The sequence below is a fragment of the Methanobrevibacter ruminantium M1 genome, assembly GCF_000024185.1.
GTDB lineage: Archaea > Methanobacteriota > Methanobacteria > Methanobacteriales > Methanobacteriaceae > Methanobrevibacter > Methanobrevibacter ruminantium.
The window spans coordinates 2,773,571-2,785,049 of sequence record NC_013790.1 but is presented as its reverse complement, the minus strand read 5'-3'; the positions used below and the strand labels follow the sequence as shown (position 1 = coordinate 2,785,049).

Here is an 11,479-nt window from a genome sequence, read left to right as displayed (position 1 = left end):
TATTTCTATATATACGAACTTGTTTTCGATTAAACTAAAACAATTATATATGATAATGGAAATAAATATACATATTATAATATAATCAATAGCAAACTTTATGGAAAATTTTCGAATTTTTCCTTTAAATATATTTCAATTTATCAATCTGGTGTTAGTATGGATTTTGTAAAAGGTATTGTTAAAAAATATTTCAGGTCTTATAATAGAACCTTAAAGGATGGTACTAAAAAGACCTATAAAACTGAACAGGTTCAGGTAACAATACCAAAATCCGACAATGTCTTTGACGATAAAGAGGAAGTATTTATTTTATCCAAGAATCAATTTGATGAAATTCAGGATAATGAGGAACTGATTTCAGCAATGGAATTGTTCAATGCCATGCAATCTGAAGATATTAAAAATCTGAATTATTCTTTGGATGAAGCCAGACAGGAATTATATTCAAATAGTTCTAAACTTGAATCCTTTACTTTGGAATTGGATGACAGTAAATTGGAATTGGATAAATCCAATAAAAAATTACTCATTTTAAAAGAAGACTGTTCTAATTTAAGAGATCAGCTTGAAGAAAGTAAGCTTACCATTGTTAATTTGAAAGACCAATTGGATAATAAAAACTTCATCATTGAAGATTTAAATGAGTATGTCAATTCATTGAATAATAAGGTTGATTCATTAAATGGTGAAATTGATAACTTAAACACTATCAATGCAGAGCTAAACGATAATTTAAACAATTTAACTAATGAATTGAACAATAATGAATTAAATAACGGTTTAGGCAATGGCCTAAATGGATTTAATAATGGCAATGGTTTGAATGGTAATGGGTATAATAATGGTTTAGACAATAATGGTTTGGGCAATGGCTTAAATGGCAATGGATATGATAACAATAATCTTTATGGATATAATAATGGTTTAAATATAAACAATAATCATTTATTGAGTTCTACAGTTGATGAAGATAGTGAAGTTTTAATTAGTGATGTAAAAAGCAGCGTAAGTTTTGACTATTCTGATTATATAGAACTCCAAAGAGAATATATAGTTTTGCTTAGAAAATATGAAGAAGCTCAAGAAAACTTATATAATGAAAAAGTTAAAGTAATTCATTATAGAAGCTTACTTGAGAAATTTAAAGCTTTCATTGCAAGATTAGAATAATTTGCTTGTTTTGTTTTTTAACTTATTTTTAGACTTTTTAATAAATTTTTAATAAAAATTTTTGCTTATTTAGTTTTTTTAGCTTATTTTTAGACTTTTTAATAAATTTTTAATAAAAATTCAATTTTTATAAAAAATCTTTTTTTAATTAGAATCCTCCTCTGTAGCCTCTTACAGGTTCATCCTCATCTTCTATTTCATCATCAGGATTAGGATTCCATCTTTTTAAGTTAGGCAAGAAATTGCATAGAATTCCAGTGGCTTCCTCTTCACGCAAGTCTCTGTTTCTTCTAAGCATTCTTTCTGCATTTCTAATAATCATTTCATTTATGGTTATATCTGGTTCTGTAAATTCTCCATTTTGGAAACAGTCTTTGCAGTAGTCTTGATTTGGACTGCCGTCTTCATTGGTTCCATAATCATTTCTTCCCATTGGTCTTCCACATGAGTTACAAAATCCCATATTTTCACCTTTTTTGGTTTAATTTATTGATTAATTCCTATAGGATAATTTTTTAATTAAATATTGTTTGTTTGTATAAAAACTATTCTTATATGATGAGATAAAAATAATCATTTAAAAAAAATAGCTAATTAGATAAATCTAATTAGCTTAAGTCCTTTTAAAAATTATTATTTAAATTTGTTCGTCATCTTCCATAACCACTCTCATGTGGTTTGGATCTACAGGCATATGAGCTAAGAAGTCTTCTGCAGCTCTTCTTGGGTCTCCAGAGCCAATGATGTATCTGCCTGCAATGATGATATCTGCACCTTTTTCAAATGCTTCTTCTGCCTTTTCAGGAGTGATTCCTCCTGCAACAGCAGCAAGGCCGCCGGTAATTTCTTTAATTTCTTTGATATTACCCCAAGCACTTATGTCATCAAGGTTCTTGCCTTCTGCTCTAAGCTTACTTTCAAGGTCAACATTTCTGTGCAATAGAACAATGTCTGGCATTAAGTCCTTGTTGATTTGTTGTAGCTTTTCAGTGAAGTTGTCTACATTCATCATATCAAGGATAGAGTAGATGCCTTGTTTTCTGGTTTCGTGGATTGCCTTTTCAATTGATTCAATGGTACCAAGACCAGAGATAGCAACTGCATCAGCGGTTTCATCTGCTGCCATCTTGACTTCAACCCTTCCTACATCCAAGGTCTTAAGGTCAGCAATGATGAATGCGCTTGGTGCCAATTCTCTGATTTTGCCGACAATTCCAACACCGAATTTCTTAACAAGAGGAGTTCCTGCTTCAAGAAGGATTCTTTCTCTGTTAGGAAGTTGCTTGATGATTCTTGCCATAGCCTCTTCATTGTCAAGGTCAAGTGCAACTTGCAAGTAAGGTGGTTCGTAAAGCTTGATAGCCTTGAATCCCATAATGGCGTGGGTTCCACGATCTTTTTCGTATAATACTTTTTTCATGTCTGGATATCCGTCCAATGCTCTTTTAATTGCAAGCTTTGTTGCAGCATAGTTGTATTGGTAAATTTTTCTGTAATCTTCAGCAGCTGGGCTAATGAGTACACTTGCGTTAATTACCCATTCCTCTGCCTTGTTTTTAGGAATGATTCCTTCTTCCACAGCATCTGCCACTGCTCTTCCTACAGCGGTTTGTGCTGGTCCAAAGATTTTGCTTGCATCATCCAAGTCACCTACAGTGACTTTAGGGATGATGATTGTAGCAGGTTTGGTCATTAAGTTAGGTCTGATTACACTGAGCAATGGAGTGTGTCCAACTGATAATTGGCTTAATCCATTAGCAAAAGCGTTTCCTACAGGACCATCTTTTCTGCCGATAAGTAAGTCAACGTGTGCTAATTCGTCTCCGTCTCCGATAAGAGCTTCACCTATAAACATTGTATCGTCTTTTTTTACCATTTTTATATCCTCCAATCAAGGAAAAAATTAATTAAAGTAATAATCATTATTTTCAATAATTATTCTTAAATATTACAATATTATGAAAAATCTAATTAAAAATCAAAAATACAATCAATTTCTTAATATAGTAATTATTTATACAATTATAATTTATGATTTTAATCTAATATATAGTTAAGTAATTGATTGGAATTTAATTCACTTGCTTAAAAAAGTAATAATAAAATCTTAGTGCATATCGTACAGTAAAAAAAAAGAATGGAAAGATTACCAAATTCCTAATAAATGCTGTAAAATCAAGCTTACAATGGTAATCGCTATCCAACAGCTTGCACCAAGCAGCAATGGTTTTCCACCTGTCCTAACAAGTTTTACAATATCGCTGTTTAGGCCGATTGCAAGCATTGCCATGACAATCAGGAATTTGCTTATTTCTTTCATTGGAATGAATAGGCTTGCATCCACACCAAGAAAAACTGCAACTGTTGTTATGATTGAAGCTAAAATAAAGAATGCTATGAATGTTGGAAATGCTCTTTTTAAGCTGAATCCTTCTTCATTACTTTTTTCTCCATTATCTTTCTTTCCTATTATATAGGATAATGCAAGTGTTATTGGAATGATTGCAAGTGTTCTGGTTAATTTGACTGTAGCTGCCTTATCGAGGGTTGCTGAACCAAGTCCCCACATATTGTCCCATGTAGCTGCAGCTGCAGTTACTGAGGAAGTGTCATTTATCGCAGTTCCAGCAAATATGCCAAATGCATCTCCATTCACTGTAGAAAAGCCTAGCATTCTACCAAGCATTGGAAATATAATTGCAGCTATGACATTGAAGAAAAATATTATTGAAATTGATTGGGCAACTTCCTCATCATTTGCACCTATTACAGGGGCTGTAGCAGCTATTGCAGAGCCTCCGCAAATGGAAGATCCCACACCAATGAGTATTGCAGAGTTTCTCTCCATCTTAAGGACTTTCATCATTATATAGGCAACGATAAGGGCTATGGATATTGTTCCAATGATGATTGGAAGGGATTGGATTCCTGTTGCGACTATGACCCCTAGGTTAAGGCCGAATCCTAAGAATACGACTGCAAGCTGAAGTATGTACTTTGAGGTGAAGTTTATTCCCTCTTCAGCGCTTCCCTTATCTTTCCAAAAGCTTGCAATTATCATTCCAAGTAAAATGGCAATGATAGGCCCTCCAATTATTGGAAAAAGATTTCCTAGCAAAAATGAAGGAATTGCAAGAATAAAACAAAGGATTACTCCAATGATAGTTTTTTTATTTAAATTTAACATTATATCTCTCTTTATTAAATAAAATATGATTTTTGCTTATAAAATATAGGGCCCATACATAAACTAATTAATTTATTAAAAAGAAAAATAGCTTGTTTTTATTTTTAACTGATTTTTAAAATACGATTGATTGTTTATTTTTAAATCGATTTTTTTTAAAAAAAGAAAAAGATAAGTTGAAATTAATCAACTTATTTAAAATTAATTCTTTCTGCTGTGTTTCTAGGTAATGGAAGTCTTCTAAATGGCATGCCTTCGGTTTTTGCCTTGACTTCTGCAATTAACTCTTCAGCAGTCATGTCTACCTTTTCACCGCTTTCCCTAACGGTTACAGAGTAGACATCATTTTCAACTTCCTTGTCTCCAATTACAATTATGTAAGGGACCCATTCCTTGGAAGCGCTTCTTATTTTCTTACCGACCCTGTCATCGCTGTTGTCAAGATCTACACGGATGTTTTCCGCTGCAATCTTATCAGCCAATTGGTTAGCATATTCAAGATGCTTTTCTCCTATAGGCAAGATTCTGACTTGTGATGGAGAGAGCCAGGTAGGTAGCATTGGAGCCTTTCCATCCTCTTTTGCAGTGTTTTCAAGCAAACTGCAGATAACCCTTTCAACACTTCCAGTCGGTGAGCAGTGCAATATTATAGGGTTTTGAGGATTTTCCTCTTCATCGATATATTCGATGCCAAATCTTTTACCGCTTTCTACATCAATCTGTACGGTAGGGTTTTCAATAGGTCTGCCAAGGTAGTCGATAGCCGCAAAGTCGATTTTGCAGGACCAGTAATGCTTACGTTCTGGTAAGATTTCTAAAAGCAATGGCTTGCCGATTCTTTTTGCTGTTGCTTCCATCCATTCCTTGTTTTCCTCATAGAAGTCTTCAGTTGCCCTGAAGATTGCCTCATAGTTTACGTCAAGGTCTACTCCAGTCTGGACACACATGTCAACTTGAGCGTCGAATTCCTCTAATGCTTGTGGCATGTCTGCACAGAAGCTGTGCATATCAGGCATGGTGAATGCCCTTAATCTTTTAAGACCTACAACTTCCCCTCTTTTTTCAAATCTGAAACTGTAGGTGGAGAGTTCATAAACCTTTGCAGGCAAGTTTTTCCAGGTAAGGAAAGAGTCTCCTAAAACTCTGAATGCACCGAAACAGCATGCGAATCTGAGCATAAGGTCCTTTTTGGTTGCAGTCTTATATTGTCTTTCTCCGAACTTTGCTGCATGTTCCCTGATTGCATCGTTTGCAAGGTCATAGAAGATAGGGGTTTCGATAGGCATTGCACCTAAGTCTACAACGAAGTTGTATACATAGTCAGCAAGCAAGTCACGGACCAATCTGCCCTTAGGATACCATTTGAGGTTACCTATGTCAGATGCGATTTCATAGTCACATAGCTCCTTTTCCCTCATGATCTTGACATGTGGAGGCTCTCCTTCGTCTGAAGCCCCTTCGCCGAGCTCATATGCAACTAATTTTTCAAGGTCTTTGCTTTGGTAATTGTATTCCTTAGGTTCGATTGTTTCCCCATCATCAAAGATAAGCCATTTGGATGGTTTTTTCTCTTCTTCCTCTTCTTCAGCTTCCTCTTCAGCACCGATGGTCCTTGAAAGTTCGGATAATGGGTGTCCTTTACAGGAAAGTTCAAATGCCTTATACCAGCCGAATGGAACTCTGAACACTTCGAATCCTTCTTCCTTAAGGGCAGCTTCAGCGTCTTTCAATACCTGAACCCCTACTTTAGGGCCGCTTAAGGATGAGGAAAGGTGAGCGTATGGATACAATACAATCCTTTCAGCATTTACTTCTTCATTTGTTTTTTTAACTTCAGCAACTAAGTTCTTGACAACTGCATTAGGATTTTTCTCATCTTCCTTTTCAACAGCTGTAAAGACAACCAAAGCCTCTTCGAAGGCATTTGATTCTTTAGCCTCTTCAATCTCTTCAGCCACTGGAGTTTTGTTTTTTACTTGATATTTTATATAATCAGAGTGAATAAGCAATACTCTCATTTTTTCACCAGTTTTTTATTTTAAAGAATTTTAATAAGTTTTATGATTAATAAGGTATCTTTAAAATTATATGGGTCTATGAATCATAATTTGGATACATTATAATATTATAAGTTTATTTTTTATCTTATTTAATTATTGTTAAAATTAGAGTTTTTTAGACTTTTAATATAATAAAAAATTTCATTATTTTTATAGGTTCTTAAAAATAAATGTTTAAAGCAGTGAAATATTAGGTGTATTAAATAATTAATTTTAGGATTTTTGTCTAAAATGATTTAATTTAAGTCATCTTAGGCATTTTTGCTTAATGATTTAATTTAAGTTATTTTAGAATCATTAAAGGATTCTAAATTATTTTAGACTTTTAAACCAGCCTAATCTAAAATCAAGTCCATATCTGGATTTTCATCATTGGCATCAACGAATGTCTGAATTATATCTTCATCCACCAATACACTGTCCTTTATAATAATTGTCTTATTATAAACCTCGCTTAGACAGTCAAATAGAGCATCCAAGTTTTCCCCATAATAATCTGGGAAATCCAAAGTCTCTTTAATGTATTTATGAGGATCTTCTTTCATATCCTCTCCAAATAAAACTATCTCATTCATATTATCCACTATCTTTTTAAGTCTTTTTCTCTCTCGTCGTTTTTCTATTAGCTTATTTGTCATATTAATCATTAAAATAGGTATAAAGTTAAAATCTTATTTGATCTTTATTTAAAGTACAAATAATCGATTTTAACCTTGTTAAACTTGAACTTCTAAAGCTTTAAGTCAAGTGCTCAAAGCTTGCATAGTGGTCTCCGGTATAGTAAACCTCATAGTCGTCTGTAGAGAAGACTATTCTTTTAGGGCCTCTGCTGTCAGCTCCAAGAGTGTCTATATCGCATTCCTTGTATTCATGGCCTATAGGAAGAATTGATTGACGATTGGAGAATATGTCTCCTCCTATGCATTTTCCAGGTGCATACTTTTCAACGCTGCCTCCATGCCATCCGAGAGCCTTTGCCTCACTTTTGGTAATGTAGTTGGAAGGAAGTTTGTGATATTCATCTATATAGGCTGCAACCTCTTCCTTGGAGTCGTAGGTTCCATCTTCTGTAATATTAAGGGCATCTGCACTGATTGATGTGGTATCAGATGAAGAGTCATCACCAATGCAGCCGCTAACTGAAACGACAGCAAGAAGGATGATTAATATTAATCCAATTATTTTCCAGTTTTTCATTCTATCACCTTCAAACTTTTAGAAAAGCCTGATTAAAATTCCAAACTTTTAGAAAAAGTTTGATCAAAATTCTTTTCTTAAATCTTATTAGATAATAATTATTTTAAACTTTTAGAAAAAGTTTAATCAAAATCTTATTTAGATAATCTTACTTTATCTTTTATTTTTTATAAAATTTTTTAAGTGTTGGTTCTAAATCTTTAAAATATTGTCTTAATTCAATTAATTTTTCTTAAAGTATATAAAATATTATGAATATAAATTATATAGTACAAATTTTATTATTTATTTTTTTAAAACTAAGGATTAATTTATTCTAATCTTTTTTGAGGAATCTTTGTGGCTAAGAAAGTTTTGATTATTGTAACAGGCAGAGGATTAGGCGGAGATGCCGGAATTGCATTGAATGTTTACAATGCCCTTACCAAACGAGGAATGGAGTGTGAGATAGCATTGGATGAATCCGCACCAGGTATATTGTTTAAAAAGAACAATATGGAATGGAATAAGGTTATCATTCCACAGGCTGGAGGCCATTCTGCCACTCTTAAGACAACTGTAAACGCTGCAACACGTTCTGTTAAGGCTCTATTTAAAACAAGAAGCCTAATCAAGGAAAAGAAATTCGATCTGGTCCTTGGAATCCTTGGAGGGGGAGCCATCATAGGTGCTCTTGCTGCAAAGATAACCCGAACCCCTTCTGTAAGCCTTTTAATCACTCCTTTGGACACTAAGATATGCGGAAAGATTGGAACTCCAATAATTCTTCCTGAAAACAATCTGTTTTTAGAGCCTAATATTCCAGATAGGATGGTAAAGTCCTTCTTGCCTGTAAATGACAACATTAGTCTTGGGGATAAGAAAAAGGCCCTTGATAAGTTAAATGAACATTGCAGTGAACTTAAGAAGAAAAACCCAGATGCAATGGAGTTTGACCCGTCTAAGCAAACAATTGTATTCTCATCAGGTTCCAGCCTATTTGAAAAGACTGCCCAGGCAATTGACCAGTTTTCAAAATACAGTGACAGATTCAACTTGGTCTTATGTGGAGATCCTCTAGAAGAGGAGTTTTATAAGTATATTGATGAAACTAAGATAATCAATGTAGGCTTTATAGACTGGGTAAATGATCTTCTTCATCTTGCAGACCTTGCAGTATTGACAAATGACGGCCTTATGCTCCATGAGGCCATGGTGTGCAATCTGCCGGTGGTCATTCTTAAAAGGGTGAAATACGGACGCTATCATGATATGGTTTCAATATTCAAGGGAGCTACCATTGAATGTGACTTGGAAGACCTTGATGAGGCCATATTTGATGTGGTGGACAACTATGATGACTATGCTAAAAATACAGCTACCTATAAGGAAGCCATTTTAAGTGTAGGGGACAATATAGCAGATATTGTTGAAAAATCTTTTAAATAGGCTTGCTATAAATTACTTTTTTAAAAATATTTAATTTTAAATCAACTCTTTTTCTTTAAGTTTTTATAAAATTTATTCTTTTTCCCTGCTTCTTAAGATTTTTTTCAATATATTTTATTTTGCATTGTCCAATAATTAATTCTTCTTTTGAATAATCTTCATTTCTATTTTTGTTTCATATTTTTTTATTCAGTTATCAATATATTTTCTGAATATTTTTTATTTATTTTGCTTATAACTTATGGTTTCGTTTTATTTTTTTAAAATAATAAATTTATATGACTTATAGTTAAATTTATATATAATAAACTACTCATATCTATTTTTAGTATTTATTAAGGATAGGCATCTATAAAAACAATAAGTTATATAAATTTGCTTATAGTTATGCAGGTTCAGGAATAACTACTTTAAACAAATCATAAAACTAGCAGGATCCGACTCAAGTACCTGTGCAGTTGGCGAATTGTTAAAAGCAATATTCAAAGGTGGAGACTTCCAATGTTCACAGGGCAATGGAACAATAATATTCGAATTAGCAGACAACTCCTCTAAATTGATATTTGGCCCAGATGGAAGTGTTGCAAGTTTAATATCATCTGACATATTGGAAAATAACTATTTGAATGGAGGCATGGATTTAGGAACCTTCAATTTCCTAAAAAACTCCACAATAATTTCCAATCTAAAAAGCATAGTAAACTCATCCTACTATGATATAAATTGTTTATCTAATTGGATAATATCTTTGGTAAATGATTCGGATATTAATTTCACAGCAATAGTCTCCTATTTGTCTGATCCTAAATTAGTTGCAAGTGTTGTCGGCGGACTTTTGTTTGAAGCAGGTATGATTGCTCTTCCTACTGGTTTGCCTGGACTTGCCTTGTTGGGGCTTGGTACAGTGTTAACAGCTTATGGCAGTGGAATGTTCGATGATTTAGGAACAGATCATCCAGGATATGCAAAGCCGGAAAATCAATTAAACTTCGGATTATCAATGACACTGAACTTTTTAGGCTTAGGTGGTAGTGAAGGTTTTCTTAGGGGAGTTTTATACAATGAAGTTCAAGAAAAACTAGTAGTAGGATTCGTGCCATCTATTAAAGCCTATGGAAAAACAATAATTAAAGAGACATTTTATGATGATAATGGTGTTTTAGCAGGTGTTGCTAAAAGTTATTTTGATAATATTTTGCAAAATATCTTATTTGACACTTTCCTTAAATGGGGTGTAAGATGAAATTTAAATATTTTTTGATGTTATTATTGTTTGCATTATTTTTTATTTTGCGTTTTTATGCTTCAAAAGCTACTGTAACTAATAGGCTAAGTAAAAATCAAAGCAAATTTTTATTAGTTATATATTTCTTAATAACAGTTCTGATATTAATGATTGCATTCAGTAATTAAAATATTTTAAAATATTTATCAGTTAATTCCTGCTAGGTGATTTGATGAATAGTTTACTAATACTTATTGGCTTTGTTATATTTCTATTGGCTCTTGTTATTCCATATTTCTTATCAGATAACTTTAAATTATCTGAAAATATATTAAAATTAATTATAGTTCTCTTATTGTTTTTAATTTTTTGGTACTTTTTCAAATCTTTTTAATTATAAAATAGTATAATAAGTGGCTAGTATTATAGAGCTCTATTGTTTGAAGCAGGTATGATTGCTCTTCCTACTGGTTTGCCTGGACTTGCCTTGTTGGGGCTTGGTACTGTGTTAACAGCTTATGGCAGTGGAATGTTCGATGATTTAGGAACAGATCATCCAGGTTATGCAAAGCCGGAAAATCAATTAAACTTCGGATTATCCATGGGGCTTAACTTTATAGGATTAGGTGCTAGTGAAGGACTTGCAAGAGGGGTTCTCTATAAAGAAGTTCAAGAAAAACTAGTTACAGGATTTGTACCATCAATTAAAGCCTATGGAAAAACAATAATGGATGAGTCATTAGGTAAAGGAAATGCTAAGATTTCAACTGTTATTTGGGCTTATGTGGAAAATAGTGTAATTCTTGCTATAGAAAATTCAATCAATGGTGGTTAAATGAATAATATTTTCTTATTCATATTTTTATTTATATTTTTTATAATTTCTTTTTATTATAAGAAATTTTTACAACTTGATGAGAATAAAAGAATTCAAAGGATATATATAGTAATTATCTTGATTTTATTAGCAATTATTTTTCATGTTTTTATTTTAAAAGCTTAGTGGGATATTTATGAAAAGTGAATCTTTATTAATTCTTTTAATTTCATTTTTATTTTCGATAGGGGTTATTCATATAATTCCAGATGATTTTCAAATAAATCTAAAATTTATAGGTTTTCAGTAATAATTTTATTAATTTTTACTTTTGTAATTATTTTTGTGTTTTAATTATAATTTCTATTTTCGATAATTTTATCTTTTCACCA

At 32.5% G+C, this 11,479-nt stretch carries 10 protein-coding genes; 4 read left to right on the top strand and 6 right to left on the bottom strand.

What is annotated here, in order from left to right; translation table 11 throughout:
- Positions 1 to 159: 159 nt before the first annotated feature.
- The gene (locus MRU_RS10730) at positions 160 to 1,173 is read left to right on the top strand and encodes a hypothetical protein (RefSeq protein ID WP_012956931.1); all 1,014 of its coding nucleotides are present in this window, start codon (positions 160 to 162) and stop codon (positions 1,171 to 1,173) included.
- 148 nt (positions 1,174 to 1,321) lie between these two features.
- On the opposite strand, the gene MRU_RS10725 is transcribed toward MRU_RS10730, so the two are convergent.
- From MRU_RS10725 to MRU_RS10700, 6 genes are all read right to left on the bottom strand, one after another.
- Positions 1,322 to 1,636, bottom strand: coding sequence for a zinc ribbon domain-containing protein (locus MRU_RS10725; RefSeq protein ID WP_012956930.1), 315 nt, complete (start codon positions 1,634 to 1,636; stop codon positions 1,322 to 1,324).
- 174 nt (positions 1,637 to 1,810) lie between these two features.
- Positions 1,811 to 3,049: a bifunctional 5,6,7,8-tetrahydromethanopterin hydro-lyase/3-hexulose-6-phosphate synthase gene (locus MRU_RS10720; RefSeq protein WP_012956929.1), complete on the bottom strand. Its 1,239-nt coding sequence runs from the start codon at positions 3,047 to 3,049 to the stop codon at positions 1,811 to 1,813.
- 270 nt (positions 3,050 to 3,319) lie between these two features.
- Positions 3,320 to 4,360, bottom strand: coding sequence for a YeiH family protein (locus MRU_RS10715; protein ID WP_012956928.1), 1,041 nt, complete (start codon positions 4,358 to 4,360; stop codon positions 3,320 to 3,322).
- Positions 4,361 to 4,551: 191 nt separating this feature from the next.
- Positions 4,552 to 6,378: a threonine--tRNA ligase gene (locus MRU_RS10710; protein ID WP_012956927.1), complete on the bottom strand. Its 1,827-nt coding sequence runs from the start codon at positions 6,376 to 6,378 to the stop codon at positions 4,552 to 4,554.
- 377 nt (positions 6,379 to 6,755) lie between these two features.
- A complete protein-coding gene (locus MRU_RS10705) occupies positions 6,756 to 7,058 on the bottom strand; it encodes a barstar family protein (RefSeq protein ID WP_227717038.1) in 303 nt (100 codons plus the stop codon).
- Between the two features lie 100 nt (positions 7,059 to 7,158).
- Positions 7,159 to 7,617, bottom strand: coding sequence for a ribonuclease domain-containing protein (locus MRU_RS10700; protein ID WP_012956925.1), 459 nt, complete (start codon positions 7,615 to 7,617; stop codon positions 7,159 to 7,161).
- Between the two features lie 339 nt (positions 7,618 to 7,956).
- Between MRU_RS10700 and MRU_RS10695 the strand changes: the two genes are divergently transcribed.
- The 3 genes from MRU_RS10695 to MRU_RS10685 all read left to right on the top strand — a co-directional run bounded on the left by MRU_RS10695 (position 7,957) and on the right by MRU_RS10685 (position 11,105).
- Entirely contained in the window at positions 7,957 to 9,045 is a 1,089-nt protein-coding gene (locus MRU_RS10695) for a glycosyltransferase (protein WP_012956924.1), read from the top strand.
- Between the two features lie 466 nt (positions 9,046 to 9,511).
- A complete protein-coding gene (locus tag MRU_RS10690) occupies positions 9,512 to 10,288 on the top strand; it encodes a hypothetical protein (RefSeq protein ID WP_012956923.1) in 777 nt (258 codons plus the stop codon).
- A 418-nt stretch (positions 10,289 to 10,706) separates the two neighbouring features.
- Positions 10,707 to 11,105 carry a hypothetical protein gene (locus tag MRU_RS10685; RefSeq protein ID WP_012956922.1) on the top strand — a complete coding sequence of 133 codons (399 nt, stop codon included), beginning with the start codon at positions 10,707 to 10,709 and terminating at the stop codon, positions 11,103 to 11,105.
- Positions 11,106 to 11,479 lie beyond the last annotated feature (374 nt).